Annotated in this window: 16 protein-coding genes; 9 read left to right on the top strand and 7 right to left on the bottom strand. The window is 69.4% G+C overall.

Features of this window, described 5'->3' with window-relative positions:
* Positions 1–223 precede the first annotated feature (223 nt).
* Positions 224–1,204: an SMP-30/gluconolactonase/LRE family protein gene (locus AB0L64_RS32465; protein ID WP_363716372.1), complete on the top strand. Its 981-nt coding sequence runs from the start codon at positions 224–226 to the stop codon at positions 1,202–1,204.
* Here AB0L64_RS32465 and AB0L64_RS32460 read toward each other — a convergent pair.
* Positions 1,194–2,927, bottom strand: coding sequence for a BCCT family transporter (locus AB0L64_RS32460; protein ID WP_363716370.1), 1,734 nt, complete (start codon positions 2,925–2,927; stop codon positions 1,194–1,196). The two genes, AB0L64_RS32465 and AB0L64_RS32460, sit on opposite strands and share 11 nt — an antisense overlap.
* Before the next feature lie 129 nt (positions 2,928–3,056).
* Here AB0L64_RS32460 and AB0L64_RS32455 point away from each other — a divergent pair, with 129 nt between their 5' ends.
* Positions 3,057–3,911 carry an LLM class flavin-dependent oxidoreductase gene (locus AB0L64_RS32455; RefSeq protein ID WP_363716368.1) on the top strand — a complete coding sequence of 285 codons (855 nt, stop codon included), beginning with the start codon at positions 3,057–3,059 and terminating at the stop codon, positions 3,909–3,911.
* Here the strand turns inward: AB0L64_RS32455 and AB0L64_RS32450 are convergent.
* Entirely contained in the window at positions 3,892–4,380 is a 489-nt protein-coding gene (locus AB0L64_RS32450; RefSeq protein WP_363716366.1) for a DUF6328 family protein, read from the bottom strand. The two genes, AB0L64_RS32455 and AB0L64_RS32450, sit on opposite strands and share 20 nt — an antisense overlap.
* A 91-nt stretch (positions 4,381–4,471) precedes the next feature.
* On the bottom strand, positions 4,472–4,675 hold the full coding sequence (locus tag AB0L64_RS32445; RefSeq protein WP_134100749.1) for a cold-shock protein: 204 nt from the start codon (positions 4,673–4,675) through the stop codon (positions 4,472–4,474).
* Between the two features lie 445 nt (positions 4,676–5,120).
* Here AB0L64_RS32445 and AB0L64_RS32440 point away from each other — a divergent pair, with 445 nt between their 5' ends.
* Positions 5,121–5,393, top strand: coding sequence for a protealysin inhibitor emfourin (locus AB0L64_RS32440; RefSeq protein WP_363716363.1), 273 nt, complete (start codon positions 5,121–5,123; stop codon positions 5,391–5,393).
* Between the two features lie 14 nt (positions 5,394–5,407).
* Here AB0L64_RS32440 and AB0L64_RS32435 read toward each other — a convergent pair whose 3' ends face one another.
* From AB0L64_RS32435 to AB0L64_RS32425, 3 genes are read right to left on the bottom strand one after another with little or no spacing between them, the layout of a single operon-like run.
* Entirely contained in the window at positions 5,408–6,862 is a 1,455-nt protein-coding gene (locus tag AB0L64_RS32435; RefSeq protein ID WP_363716361.1) for a beta-N-acetylhexosaminidase, read from the bottom strand.
* Positions 6,863–6,904: 42 nt separating this feature from the next.
* Positions 6,905–7,648: a fructosamine kinase family protein gene (locus AB0L64_RS32430; protein WP_363716359.1), complete on the bottom strand. Its 744-nt coding sequence runs from the start codon at positions 7,646–7,648 to the stop codon at positions 6,905–6,907.
* Positions 7,623–8,825: an MFS transporter gene (locus AB0L64_RS32425; protein ID WP_363716357.1), complete on the bottom strand. Its 1,203-nt coding sequence runs from the start codon at positions 8,823–8,825 to the stop codon at positions 7,623–7,625. Before AB0L64_RS32425 ends, AB0L64_RS32430 begins: the two co-directional genes overlap by 26 nt.
* A gap of 48 nt (positions 8,826–8,873) precedes the next feature.
* Here AB0L64_RS32425 and AB0L64_RS32420 point away from each other — a divergent pair, with 48 nt between their 5' ends.
* Together AB0L64_RS32420 and AB0L64_RS32415 are read left to right on the top strand one after the other, a co-directional pair.
* Positions 8,874–9,539, top strand: a complete 666-nt coding sequence (locus tag AB0L64_RS32420; protein WP_363716355.1) for a CGNR zinc finger domain-containing protein — start codon at positions 8,874–8,876, stop codon at positions 9,537–9,539.
* A gap of 190 nt (positions 9,540–9,729) precedes the next feature.
* Positions 9,730–10,146 (top strand): VOC family protein, encoded by a 417-nt coding sequence (locus tag AB0L64_RS32415; protein WP_355692545.1) that lies wholly within the window; start codon positions 9,730–9,732, stop codon positions 10,144–10,146.
* A gap of 51 nt (positions 10,147–10,197) precedes the next feature.
* On the opposite strand, the gene AB0L64_RS32410 is transcribed toward AB0L64_RS32415, so the two are convergent.
* Positions 10,198–10,932 (bottom strand): phytanoyl-CoA dioxygenase family protein, encoded by a 735-nt coding sequence (locus tag AB0L64_RS32410; protein WP_363716352.1) that lies wholly within the window; start codon positions 10,930–10,932, stop codon positions 10,198–10,200.
* A gap of 70 nt (positions 10,933–11,002) precedes the next feature.
* On the opposite strand from AB0L64_RS32410, the gene AB0L64_RS32405 reads away from it, so the two are divergent.
* The 4 genes from AB0L64_RS32405 to AB0L64_RS32390 all read left to right on the top strand — a co-directional run bounded on the left by AB0L64_RS32405 (position 11,003) and on the right by AB0L64_RS32390 (position 14,021).
* Entirely contained in the window at positions 11,003–11,836 is an 834-nt protein-coding gene (locus AB0L64_RS32405) for an AraC family transcriptional regulator (protein WP_363716350.1), read from the top strand.
* A gap of 217 nt (positions 11,837–12,053) precedes the next feature.
* Positions 12,054–12,770: a DUF4342 domain-containing protein gene (locus AB0L64_RS32400; protein ID WP_363716348.1), complete on the top strand. Its 717-nt coding sequence runs from the start codon at positions 12,054–12,056 to the stop codon at positions 12,768–12,770.
* A gap of 14 nt (positions 12,771–12,784) precedes the next feature.
* Positions 12,785–13,255: a CoA-binding protein gene (locus tag AB0L64_RS32395; protein ID WP_363716346.1), complete on the top strand. Its 471-nt coding sequence runs from the start codon at positions 12,785–12,787 to the stop codon at positions 13,253–13,255.
* A gap of 10 nt (positions 13,256–13,265) precedes the next feature.
* Complete coding sequence (locus tag AB0L64_RS32390; protein ID WP_363716344.1) at positions 13,266–14,021, top strand: hypothetical protein; 756 nt, start codon at positions 13,266–13,268, stop codon at positions 14,019–14,021.
* The last annotated feature ends 18 nt before the right edge of the window (positions 14,022–14,039 follow it).

Raw genomic sequence — 14,039 nt, 5'->3', positions numbered from 1 at the left:
CGGGCTTCGTCATGCCCGCCGCACCCGCACACCCGCGCACCCGCACCCGCACCCGTTTGAGTGGTTAACCCGTCCGCTTGCCCGTTCACCAGTCGCATGCAACTGGTGAACGGTGCCTTTCGGAGGTTAACCCCTCAAACGGGCGGGCCGCCTGGGTCGGCGGGGAGGCGGGAGGCGGGTGGCCGGGGGTGCTTGGGTGACTACGGCGCGCTAGGGTCTGCGCATGAAGTCGTCGATCGCGCCCGTCCGCTGGACTCCGCCGCCCGCGCCGCCGGCCCGGACGCCGACCGGGATCGAGGTGGCGGTCGTCGCGTTGCCGGGCGCCGGCCCCGAGGACACGCTGATCGACGAGGACGGCAGCGTCCTCACCGGGCTGTACGACGGCCGCATCCTGCGCGTCAGCGCCGACGGCCTGACGATCAGCACGCTCGCCGACACCGGCGGCCGGCCGCTCGGGCTGGAGTGGCTGCCGGACGGCAAGGTGCTGATCTGCGACGCCAACCGAGGTCTGCTCACCCTCGACCGCGACCACCGGATCAGCACGCTGCTGTCGGAGATCGACGGCCGCCCGATGCGGTTCTGCAACAACGCCGACGTCACCGAGGACGGCACGATCTACTTCACCGACTCCTCGACCCGGTTCGGCATCGACGAGTGGATGGCCGATCTCCTCGAGCACAGCACCACCGGCAGCGTGTACCGCCGGACGCCCGACGGGGAGATCACCCGGCTGGCCACCGGCCGCGGCTTCCCGAACGGCGTGGCGTTGAGCAGCGACCGCCGTTCGCTGTTCTGGGCCGAGACCGCGACGTACGGGCTGTACAAGCTCGACCTCACGACGGACGGCGCCGAGCCCGTGCAGATCGCCGAGATCCCGGGGCTGCCGGACAACATCGCGCGTGGCTCCGACGGCCTGATCTGGGTCGCGGTCGGCTCGCCGCGCAACGCCGTCCTCGACCTGTTGCTGCCCAAGCACCCGGCGCTCCGCAAGGTCGTCTGGGCGCTGCCGGACGCGCTGAAGCCGAAGGCCGCGGACATCATCGAGATCCAGGCGTACGACGAGACGGGCGCGCTGGTCCACGACCTGCGCGCCAAGCACCCGGACTTCCACATGCCCACCGGCGTCCGCGAACGTGACGGCAAGGTGTGGCTAGGAAGCATCGGCACCAGCTCCCTAGCCACGTTCCCCACGCCTACTTCGTAGGTTCGTCCTGCGGCTGCCCGTCGTTGCCGTTGCCGTTGCAGACGACCAGGGCGAAGTCGTCGCCGTGCCGGCCGACGCCCTCGATGACCGCCGCCTCGACCGCCTCCGAGCCGATCTCGCGGCGCAGCATCAGGGGATCGGTGCGCAGGTCCTTGGCCAGCGCCACCGCCAGCCCGACCATCACGACCGCGAACGGCAGCGCCGCGACGATCGTCAGATTCTGCAGGCCTTGCAGGGCATCCGAGCCGCCTCCGCCGGCGAGCAGCATCACCGCCGCGACCGCGCCGGTGAGCACGCCCCAGAAGATCACCAGCGGCTTCTTCGGCTCGATCGCGCCCCTCTCGGACAGCGTGCCCATCACGATCGACGCCGCGTCCGCACCGGACACGAAGAAGATCGCGACCAGGACGACCACGATGATCGTGGTGACCGCGCTGAGCGGGATGTGGTCGAGCATGCCGAACAGCTGGCCCTCGGTCGTCGACGCGCCCGCGATGTCGGTGCCGCCGCGCTGGATGTCGATCGCGGTCCCGCCGAAGATGCAGAACCACAGCAGGCTGACCAGCGACGGCACCAGCAGCACGCCGGTGACGAACTGCCGGATCGTGCGGCCGCGGCTGATCCGGGCGATGAACATGCCGACGAACGGCGTCCACGAGATCCACCAGGCCCAGTAGAAGACCGTCCAGCCGGACAGCCACGTCGCCATCGCGTCGCCGCCGCTGGCCTCGGTCCGGGCGGCCATGTCGGCCAGGTCGCGGAAGTAGTCGCCGATCGCGGTCGGGACCAGGTTCAGGATCAGCACCGTCGGGCCGACCACGAACACGAAGACCGCGAGCACGACGGCCAGCACCATGTTGATGTTCGAGAGCCACTGGATGCCCTTGGCAACGCCGGACACGGCGGACGCGACGAACGCCGCGGTCAGTACGGCGATGACGCCGACCATGACGCCGTTGCCGGTCTTGTCCAGCCAGCCGAGGATCCGGACGCCGGACCCGATCTGCAGTGCGCCGAGCCCGAGCGACGCGGCCGATCCGAACAGCGTCGCGAAGATCGCCAGCCCGTCGATCACCTTCCCGATCGGCCCTTCGGTACGGCGTCCGAGCAGCGGAGCGAACGCCGCGCTGATCAGCTGCGAGCGGCCGCGCCGGAAGGTGCCGTACGCGATCGCGATGCCGACGACCGCGTAGATCGCCCACGGGTGCAGCGTCCAGTGGAACAGCGTCGTCGCCATCGCGGTCTCCAGCGCCTGCGACGTACCGCCCTCGACGGTGCCGGGCGGAGGAGAGGCGAAGTGCGACAGCGGCTCGCTGACGCCGAAGAACATCAGGCCGATGCCCATGCCGGCGCTGAACATCATCGCGACCCAGGACACGGTCTTGAACTCGGGCTCCTCGTCGTCGCGGCCGAGCGGGATCCGCCCGTAGCGTCCGGCCGCCAGCCAGATCACGTAGACGACGAAGCCGGAGGCCAGCAGGACGAACAGCCAGCCGGTGTTCTGTTCGACCCAGCCGAGGGCCGAGGTGGACGCCGTACCGAGACCGGTGGCGTCGACGATGCCCCAGGCGACGAACGCCAGGGCGATGACCGCGGTGACCCCGAAGGTGACGCGGTCGAGTCCGGAGCCGCGACTTCGGCTGCCGGGTGGTGGTGGTGTGGCGATTGCGGGATGTGCTGCGTGGTCGGGAGTCTCTGTCTGGCTGTCGATGTCGATGGCCACAGGTAAGTCACGCCGCGCTTCGGCGCGCCTCCGTTCTGTTGTGTCGGGGGTAGGGCCTTACGACCGTGTCGGAGATCGTGGCAAAACGCAACAATCGTGGTCTCGGCCACACTCGGTAGGGTGCGGTGCATGCGTTTCGGGATCGCGATCCTGCCGGAGTACCGGTGGCGGGACGCCGCGCCGCGGTGGCGGCGGGCTGAGGAGTACGGGTTCGACCATGCGTGGACGTACGACCACCTGACCTGGAGCGGTCTCCAGGACTCACCGTGGTACGGGACGACGCCGACGCTGACGGCGGCCGCGCTCGCCACGGAGACGATCGGGCTCGGCACCTTCGTCACGTCGCCGAACTTCCGGCACCCGCTCGCGCTGACCCGCGACATCCTGGCGATCGACGACGTCTCCGACGGCCGCTTCCGGTGCGGGATCGGCGCCGGCGGCAGCCTGGACGCGACCATCCAGGGCGGGCCGGACCGGACACCGCGGCAGCGGCAGGACCGCTACGAGGAGTTTGTGAACCTGCTCGACACGCTGCTCACCACGGACGGCGTGGACTTCCAGGGCGAGTACTTCGAAACGCGCAACGCCCGGACGCTGCCGGGCTGCGTGCAGCAACCGCGCGTCCCGTTCATCCTGGCCGGCAACGGTCCACGGTCGGTCAGGTTCGCCGCCGAACACGGCGACGGCTGGATGACGACCGGGGGAGCGGCCGACGACCTGGACACCTGGTTCACATCGGTCGCCGACCTCAGCCACCGCCTCGACGACCTTCTCGAGGGCCGCCACCTGGACCGCTACCTGTCCCTCGACTCCAAGGTCTACGCCTTGTCCAGCCCGTCCGCCTTCGAGGACGCCGTCGGCCGCGCAGCCGGCCTCGGCTTCACCGACGTCATCACCCACTGGCCCCGCTCCGAAGGCGTGTACGCCGGCTCGGAGGCGGTGCTGGAGACGATCGCGACCGAGGTCATTCCTCGTCTCCGCTAGTGCGCCGGATGTAGGCCGGGACGCCGTACCAGAAGATCGTGAACCAGATCAGGATCAAGGCGACGGCGAGGACGGCCATCCCCCGGGGGAGGACGACGTCGAGGGCGAGCAGCAGGCCGCCGGCGACCGCCACGATCAGGAAGATCAGGCCGGCGATCGCCATCCGGCTGGCGATCGGGAGCATCCGGTGCCGGAGCTGGCGGCGGTAGATGAGCCGATGGAAGGACACCGGCGCCACGAACAGGCCGACCGACAGGGCGGACGCGATCAGCGTGGCGGCGTACACGGTGTGGACGAAGCTGCCCGCGTCCTGGAAGCGGGCCTGGAAGGCGATCCCGAGCAGGAACGCGAACAGGATCTGCGTGCCGGTCTGGGCCAGCCGCAGCTCCTGGAGGAGCTCGATCCAGTGGCGGTCGAGGCGCTCGCCGGGATCCTCGTCCGGCCGGCTGTACCGCGGGTCTTCGGTCACGCTTCCATTAGACCCGGGAAACGGCGAAGGGGCCGCACACCAATCGCGGTGTGCGGCCCCCTCGTAGGTTCTAGAAGGGTGATCCGACGAATCAGATCGCGCGGATGTTCTCCGCCTGCAGGCCCTTCTGGCCCTGGGTGATCTCGAACTCGACGCGCTGGTTCTCGTCCAGCGAGCGGAAGCCCGACATCTGGATGGCCGAGTAGTGCGCGAACACGTCCGCGCCACCGTCATCCGGGGTGATGAAGCCGAAGCCCTTGTCAGCGTTGAACCACTTGACAGTACCGACAGCCATTGTCTATCTCCTCGATGGCTATTAACAATCCGCGACCCACACCTCATGAGCCGCGCGTCGCCGAAAGGCCCCAGACGACAGACCGGCCATGCAGCACAGCAAAAGTCAGGGAGTCCAAACTTGCAACGCCATAACTGTAGCCGTTCTGCGGGCTGATGGTAGGGGTGACCACAAACACGTGTCGCTGATTGTCGCCGGTCGTTACCCTCCGTGCCCGGCCGAATCCGGCCGTGACGGTCGCGGTCCGGCACCGCAAATCACGCGCCGACCTGCTGTTTCGCAGGCGGCGGCGGGCGCCGGGCATTGGCAACGAAGGACAATTCACCGGTACGCCGGGTGATGGACGCAGAATTCTGATCGGATTTCCCGGCGTGTCGCGCGGCTGTGGACAGGTGCGGGGCAGGTGCGCTGGAGTTGCAGGGCACGCAACCGCGAGGAGGCAGCAGTGATCGTCAGCGTGACCCGCAGCGGCGGTTTCGCCGGGCTGATCCAGCAGGGCGAACTGGACACGACCGGCCAGCCGGACGCGGACCGGCTGGAGGCCGCGGTCCGCGCACTGGGCGCCAAGGACCTCGGCTCCGGCCGGCCGCAGCCGGACCGGTACGTGTACCGGCTGGAGGTGCGGGACGCGGACACCACGACGCACACCGTCGCCGAGCAGGACCTGGACGAGACCACCGCGTGGCTGCTCGACCGGGTCCTCGGGTCGGACGGCTGACTCGGCCGGGTCGGTCAGCGCCAGTCGATCTCCGGTGCCCGGTAGAAGTTGACGCCGAGCACCTCCCACCGCGATCCCTGCTCGGCCAGCCGGTCGCGGTACGTCGTCCAGTCGAGCGCGGACTCCGGTGACCACCCGAGCTCGGCGATCCCGGGGAGCCGCGGGAAGGTCATGAACTCGACCTTGTCCAGGTCGTCGAGCGTCTCCGTCCACAGCGGCGCCTCGACGCCGTCGATGGCGCTCGCCGGCACGTTCGGGATCAGCGTCGCCGGGTTCCAGCTGTAGGACTGCTCGACGCTGACCAGGCCGGCCCACTGCAGGCCGAGCGGCGTCTCCTCGTGGTACTTCATGTCCAGGTACGCCCGGTTGGCCGGCGAGAGGACGAGCCTCGCGCCCTGTTCGACCGCCTTCAGCGCGAGCGCCTGTGCTTTCTCGTCCTCGGTGCCCCAGTACTGCACGACCGTGCCGGCCGGCAGCGGCGCGTCGGCGATCTCGTGCCAGCCCATGACGGTCTTGCCCTGCTTGATGACGAGCTCGGCGGCCTTCGGTACGAAGGTCAGGTAGTCGGAGTGCGGCGTCGAGTGCGCCTCGTCGCCGCCGAGGTGGAGCAGGCCGCCCGGCGTCTGCTCGGCCACCTCGCGGAACACGTCGGCGAGGAACTCGTACGTCCGCTCCTTGTCGACGGTCAGCGTGCTGAACCCGACCTCGGTCTCGGTGTACAGCTTGGGCGCGACCTCGTCCGGATTGAGCTCCGGGTACGACGCGAGCGCGGCGTTCGTGTGCCCCGGAGTGTCGATCTCCGGTACGACGGTCAGGTAATGCTCCGCGGCGTACCGGACGATCTCGGCGAAGTCGGCCTTCGTGTACGCGCCGCCCGCGCCGCCGCCGACCTGCAGACTGCCGCCGTACTCCGTGAGGCGCGGCCAGGAGTCCACCTGGATCCGCCAGCCCTGGTCGTCGGACAGATGCAGGTGCAGCCGGTTGATCTTGTAGAGCGACACGAGGTCGATGAACTTCTTCACCTGGTCGACGGTGAAGAAGTGCCGGGTGACGTCGAGCATCACGCCGCGGTAGCCGTACCGCGGGGTGTCCGTGATCGTCGTACCGGCGATCTCCCACGGGCCTTCCTGGGCGCTGCCGGCCTCGGCCTTGGCCGGGAGCAGTTGGCGGAGCGTCGTGACGCCGCGGAACACGCCCTCGGCGCCGGCTGCCGTGATCGTGACGCCGGACGCGTCCGCGCGGAGTTCGTAGCCCTCGGCGCCCAGGGACTCGGCGCCGCCGGTCGACAGCGTGATGGTGCCGGCGCCGTCCTGCACCGGCAGCGCGAAGCCGGTCGACCCCCGCAGGCGCGCGGCGAACCGCTCGGCGATCGGCTGGGCAGCGGGGTCGTCGACGCCGATGGTGGCGTCCGCCTGGAGGGTGAAGGTCTCGTCGGGGAGCGGCTGCTGCGCTGTGGGCTGCGGAATCATGATCGAGAGTGTTCGCGGACAGCGGCTTTACGTCAAGAGGCTTCAATACCGCCGGGCGAGGTCGAGGGCCTGCGTCACGTAGCTGCCGCCGAAGAGCACGACATGCACCACCAGGGGATGCAGTTGGTGCAGCCCGATCCGGTCCCGCCAGCCGTCCGCGAGCGGGTGCGCCTCGTCGTACGCGCGAAGGACTCGATCGAGCCGCGGCAGCCCGAACAGCGCGAGCATCGCGAGGTCCGTTTCGCGATGCCCGCCGTGCGCGGCCGGATCGATCAGGTGGACACCGTCCGGCGTCCAGAGCACGTTGCCGGACCACAGGTCGCCGTGGATCCGGCAGGGCTCGTCCGACGGGTCGTCGTACGCACCCGCCTCCAGCCGGGTGCAGACCCGCTCGACGTCGTCGAGGTAGATGCCCTCGTCACGGGCGGCACGCAGGTAGGGCCGCAGGCGCAGGTTGGCGTAGAACTCGCCCCACGACGTCACGGGCTCTGACGCGTGCGACAGCGGGAGCGTGCCGATGTACCCGTCGCCGCGCCACCCGTCCGGCGGTACGCCGAAATAGCGGGCACCGGCGTCGTGCGTGACAGCCAGCCGCCGACCGAAGTCCTCGGCGTCGGACTCGGTCGGCGGTGCGCTGTCCAGCCTGGTGATCGTCAGCTGGGTGGGAGACACATCGAGCGGCTCGGCCACAGGGACGCCGCCAGGCACGGCCAGCCAGCGCAGACCGGCGGCCTCGACCTCGAAGAAGCCCGCCGGCGCGTCAGGCCGGCTCTTCACAAAGGTCATGGGCGCACTCTGGCACGCCGGCCCGGCGCCGGACCAGCAGGGGCTCGCTCAGCATCACCAGGGCTCCGGCCGCGGCCAGCAGACCGCCGACGAGCGCAACCGCGCGCACAGTCGTGGTGTCGATCAGCGCGCCGCCCACGAAGGCGCCGGCGGCGATGCCCACGTTGAACGCCGAGCTTGTCCCGGCCGAGGCGATGTCGGTGCTGCCCGGGGCAACCTGCAGTGTCCTGCTCTGGACGGCGACGGCGAGGCCGCTGAAGGACAGACCGATCAGCGCGATCAGTGCGACCGTCACGGCCTGCACCTGTCCCAGCGCGTACAAGCCGAAGAGGCCGAGCGCGATCAGCCCGAGAGGAACCACGGTCGTGCCCCACGGATACCGGTCGAGGATGCGGCCGACGATCAGCGTGCCGGCCAGGCCTCCGGCGCCGCTGGCCAGCAGCATCGGGCCGAGCACGTCGGGCGAGAACCCGGAGATGTCGAGCAGGAACGGCGTGACGTAGGTGTTGAACGTGAGGAACCCGGTCACGCCGACGGCCGAAGTGACGAGCAGGACGACGTACCGCCGGAGGTCGGGGGAGCTGCCCCGGCGCGACGGGCTGTCCTGCACCTCGGTGCGCGGCAGCAGGGCGGCGATCCCGGCGCAGGCGGCCGCGCCGAGCACGGTCATCACCACGAACGGCACCCGCCAGCCCGCCTGCTCGCCGAGCCAGGTGCCGAGCGGGATGCCGAGGATCGGCGCCAGCGCCGTCCCGATCGCGAGCCGTGCGACCACCCGGCCGCGGAACTCCGGCGGGAAGAGGCTGGTCGCGATCGGCGGCGCGATCGACCAGAACAGCGCCTGCGCGAGAGCGATCACGAGTCGCGCGGCGAACAGCAACTCGTACGACGGGGCGGCGGCGGAGAGTGCGGTGGCGACCGTGAGGACCCCGAGGGTGCCGGTCAGCACCAGGCGGCGGGGGAGGTGGTGGGTCAGCCGGGCGAGGGGGATGGACGCGAGCACGACGACAGCGGCGTACCCGGTGACGAGGAGGCCGACCTGCGAACGCGACCGCCCGAGGTCGTCCGCGATCACGGTCAGCAGACCGATCGGGAGGACCTCGATGGTCACGAACGAGAAGGTCGAGACGCCGAGGAACGCCAGCGCGGCGCCGGCTCGGCGGGACGAGAGGGTCATGGGTCACCTGATCCCGGTAAAATATCGGACAGTGGTAGCGTCTCATCCATGACCGACAGTTTTCGCGGGGAATATCGCATCGTGGGCGGCCACCCGGCTCTCGACCTCGTGAACACGGTCAGCCCGCGCACGCGAGGCGGCGCCGCGGAGGTCGACCACCTCACCTCTCCCGCCGAACTGCTGGCCTGGAGCCGCCGGAGCGGACTGATCGACCTTCGCGACTACAGCGCCGTCGAGGGCACCTGGCGCTCGGCCCCGGAGCTGGCCGTGAAGGCGCTGAACGCGACGCTCGAGATCCGCGAGGCGACCTATGACGTGCTCGCGCCGCGGGCCGCGCACGCGGTGATCGCGGCCGACGGCGTCAAGCAGAGCGAAGGTTCCGCGTTCGAGCGGCTGATGCTGCGCTGGTCGGCGGCGGCCGCGCGGTCGATGCTGATCCCGGATCCGGCCCGCGACCGCGGCATCGCCGAGCTGGTGGTCGGGACGTCGCCGGCGCAGCTGATCCCCGATCGGCTGGTGGTCGCGGCGGTCGAGCTGATCCGGACCGTCGAGCTGCGCCAGCTGCGGGCCTGCCCGGTCGACGACGGCGGGTGCGGCTGGCTGTTCCTGGACCGCAGCCGCAACGGTTCCCGGCGCTGGTGCTCGATGGAGGACTGCGGGACCCGGGCCAAGATCCGCAAGCTCGGCGAACGCCGCCGCGCTACCAGTGTATAGGGGTTTCAGCGGTAGAGAAATCGTCTCTTCACTGTCAGCGATCGGCTCGGTCGGCGAGAACGCGTGTCGAAAGATGCGAACTGTCCCCGCGACCTGTCATCGTAGGCGGCCGGGCCTTCCGACCAGAGGGCCCTGCCCGCACCTGCCCCGGGACCAGGGGCAGGCTGACGTACCAGAAAGTGGAGGACAGATGACGCAGGTGGCAGAGCAGCCGGGCAGTACTGCCGGGCGGCTCGGCTCGGTGGTTCTGGACTGCCCGGACCCACTCGAGCTCGCCCAGTTCTACTCGGCGCTGCTGGGGCTGGAGATCGACGAGAACGGCGACGAGGACTGGCGGAGCCTGACCGGCCCCGGTTCCTCGTTGGGGTTCTCGACGCTGGCCTTCCGGCGTTCGGAGGAGTACGTGCCGGCCACGTGGCCCGGCACCGACGCGCAGGATCTCCATCTCGACCTGATCGTCGAGGACCTTTCGAGCGGTCACGCCACCGTGGTCGCTCTCGGGGCCGAGCCGCTCGACCCGCTGGACCCACCGCCCGCCGACAACGCGCGTGGCTGGCGCATCTACGCCGACCCGGCGGGACACCCGTTCCGGATCTGCCTCGAGTGAGTCGTCGAAAGGGCCCGTCCCCCGGGGGCGGGCCCTTTCGCCTGTCCGGGCTCAGGCGCCGTTGAACGGGAAGTGCCGGCCCTCGACGTACGCCGGCCGCGGCTGGTAGCTGTTCACCCCGGGCGCACCGCGCAGGTGGAAGGCGCTCGGGTACGGCGACTCCGGGTCGGTGATCCTGGTCGACGTCGGGATGTAGCGGATGGTCAGCCCGCAGCGCCGGTACGGCGACGTGTTGGCGTTGCTGCCGTGCACGATGTTCGGGTGGTGCACCTCGACGTCGCCCGGGGCCAGCACCATGTCGACGGCCCGGGTCTCGTCGACCTCGACCGCGATCTCCTTGCCGAGCACGCTCTCCACCTCGATGTTGTCGCGCATCCCGGCCACCTCGGAGCGGTGGCTCCCCGGGATCACCCGGACACAGCCGTTCTCCGGGGTCGAGTGGTCGACGGCGAGCCAGAGCGTCACCACCTCCATCGGGTCGAGCGGCCAGAACGCCGCGTCCTGGTGCCACAGCACCGGCCGGCCGGAGTACGGCGGTTTGGAGATGTAGTGCGACGCGAACAGGGCGATGTCCGGGCCGATGAACTTCTCGGCGATGTCGACGAGCCGGTCGTCGCTGACCAGCCGCACCCAGAACGGGTCGTCGCGCAGGTAGACATGTCCGAGCTGCTCGGGCCGGACCTCGGGGTGCCGGGCCTGCAGCCACTCGACATGATCGTTCACTTCCTTGATCAGGTCTTGGTCGATGACGTCGCGGAAGATGACGTAGCCGTCTGTTTCGAACATGCCTTCAGCGTGCCGCTCCGGCGGACCGGGGAACTAGCAGCGCTGCGACAGGAATTTGTACCGTCTTGATGTGGAGCAGATCCTGCGGTTCGAGGCGCACGCGTTCGGCCGGCCGTACCACGCAGCTCGCGTGCGGATCCCGGCCAGGGCCAGGGACACCGAGTTGCACACCCATGCCGACTTCCACGAGTTCATGGGCATCGTGTCCGGCAGCGGCGAACACCTGCTGACCACCGGCGTCGAGCAGTTGCGTCCCGGTGAGGTGCTCCTGATCCGGCCGAGCGACCGGCACGCCGTCCGCGGCTCGGCGCCGGACGGCCTGGAGTTCGTGAACGTCGCGTTCCCGAGCTCGGCCTGGCAGGGATTCCTCGACCTGACGCGCACCGACCCGACGGCAAGCTGGGCGTCGGCGCGCCGGCCGGTGGCCTTCCGCGGGACGGGGGCGATCGCGGTCTTCGAGCACGCGCTGGAGCGGTTCCAGGACGCGCCCGGCCCCTACGACCTGCTGCGGTTCTGGATCGACCTGCTCCAGTTGGTGTCACCCGACGACGAGACGGCAGGCCCCGGCGTACCCGGTTGGCTGGCGAAGGCGTGTACGGCGATGCGCGCCGAGGACAACCTCCGCGGCGGCGTACCGCGGCTGCTGAAGCTCGCCGGCGTCAGCCCCGCCCACCTGTCCCGCTCGATGCGCGCGGCCTACGGAGTCACCCCGACCGCGTTCGTCACCGACCTCCGCCTCGAACACGCCGCATCCTTACTGGCGGCAACAAACGCCACGGTCGCGAGCATCGCCGCCCGCTGCGGCTTCGGCAGTCAGTCGTACTTCACTCGCTGCTTCACCACGGCCCACGCCCTCTCACCCCGGGCCTTCCGCCACCGCTCCCAACGAGCCTTCGTCCCCTGACGAGCTCTTCGCCGGTCGACGGCGAAGGCACGCGACGCCCATTTCATCCCCGTGCCCGCACTCGCGCACAGAGGCAACGGACCTCTGTGGCCGAGCCGAGCGGCCTGTCGGCGAGCTGATGAAAGGTGCCGTTCGGCCCTGCCTCGAAGCGATCCCGGAGACCAGCATGCGTTGAGTAGGGCGACGCCCCTGAGGCACAGGTGCGGAGGTGACCACCATGGGTCAGCAAGTCACGACGACGACCGAGAAGATCGACGTCAAGGGCGGACACCTCGTGGAGAAGGTCAGGGAACTGGTCCACGAAGGTAACGTGCGCCGGATCATCATCAAGAACTCCGACGGCAAGCCCGTGATCGAGGTACCGGTGACGGTCGGCGTGGTCGGATTCCTCGTCGCGCCGACGGTGGCCGCGATCGGCGCCGTCGCTGCGTACGCGGCGGACTACTCGATCGAAGTCGAACGGGAGTCCAAGAACTCGACAGAACGAGAGGCAGCCACAGGAAACTACAGAGAACTCCTCGAGCAGTACATCGAGAGGTACAACAAGGGCGATCTCGACGGCGTGATGGAGTTGTACGCCGAGGACGCCGTCCAGCTGATGCCCGACGGCTTCTTCGAAGGGCGCAGCGCCATCCGCGAGCGCCTGGGCAAGGAACTCGGCACGTTCTCGGACCTCGCCCACCGCTACACCAGCTACGTCGAGCAAGGCGACGCGTTCGCGGACGAGTTCGTGTTCGTCGGGACACAGACCGGTCCGGTCACGCTGCCCGACGGCACCGAACTGCCGCCGACCGGCAAGCGCATCGAGGTGCAGGGCATGGAACTGGTACGAGTCCGCGACGGCAAGGTCGTGCTCGACAACCTGTACTACGACAACGCGGCCGTCGCGGCGCAACTCGGTCTGTCGCCGCTCGGTGTTTCCGGTCCGGCATGAGGGGAGGTCGACAAATGCCGACAATGCAGCAAGCTGCATCCGCGTTCCTGACGAACAAGCGGATCGCGGTGACGGGTGTATCGCGCAAGCCGAAGGACCACGGCGCGAACGTCGTGTACAAGCGCCTGCGGGACCGGGGCTATCAGGTGTTCGCCGTCAACCCGAACGCCGACTCGGTCGAGGGCGACCGCTGCTACCACGACCTGAAGGGCATCCCCGGAGGAGTCGACGCCGTCGTCATCGCCACGGCGCCGTCGAGGGCCGAGGAGACGGTGCGCGAGTGCGCCGAACTCGGGATCACCCAGGTGTGGATGCACCGCGGCCCCGGCGAGGGCAGCGTGTCGACGGCCGCCACCGAGTACGGGCGGCAGCACGGCATCACGGTGATCGACGGAGGGTGCCCGCTGATGTTCGACCCGACGTCCGACTTCGGCCACAAGGTCATGCGGCTGATGTTCCGGAGCCACGTACCGAAGAACGTGTGAGGAGGCGGTCATGGCGAACCTGGAAGTCATCGCTCACCTCAAGGTTCGCCCAGGCCAGCTCGAGGGGATCAAGGCCCAGGCGGCCGAGATCCTCCGGCTGACCCGGGAGCAGGACACGCACACGCTTCGCTGCGACTGGTTCGTCAACGAGGACGGCAGCGAGTGCGAGGTCCACGAGCTGTTCACGGACGAACACGGACTGGCCGAGCACAACACCCACATCATGGCGGCGCGGACGATCCTCTTCCGCGACTACGCCTACGACCATCGATCGGCTCTGTACGGCGAGGTTTCGCAAGACTTCTTCGACCTGGTCGAGGCTCGCACGGGAGCGGCCCCGGCCGTCTTCTCGTTCCTGGACGGAATCCGGCCATCGGCGTCCGGTGCAGCCCAGGCCCATCTGGAGGTACACGCTCAGCTGAAGCTCCGGCCAGGCGAACTGGAGGGATTCAAGGCCCAGGCGGCCGAGCTCCTGCGGCTGACGCGGGAGCTGGACACGCACACCATCCGTTACGACTGGTTCGTCAACGCCGACGGCACCGAGTGCGAGGTCCACGAGGCGTACCAGAGCGGTGAAGGGCTGATCGAGCACAACGCGCATGTCATGGCGGCGCGAGCGGTTCTCTTCGAGAAGTACGCGTACGACCACCGCATGACGGCCTTCGGCGAGGTCTCGGACGAGCTGAAGCAATTGGGGAAGAAGCACGCCGGAGGACTCGCGGTGTACTCGTTCGTCCTGGGACTCGAACCGATCCCGGCCGTGTAGCCGAGAAGGGGGCGTGAC

This window comes from Kribbella sp. NPDC051936, assembly GCF_040680955.1.
In the GTDB taxonomy this organism is placed as follows: domain Bacteria; phylum Actinomycetota; class Actinomycetes; order Propionibacteriales; family Kribbellaceae; genus Kribbella.
Note: the sequence above shows the minus strand (reverse complement) of the source record. Positions and strands in the feature narration are given on the sequence as shown.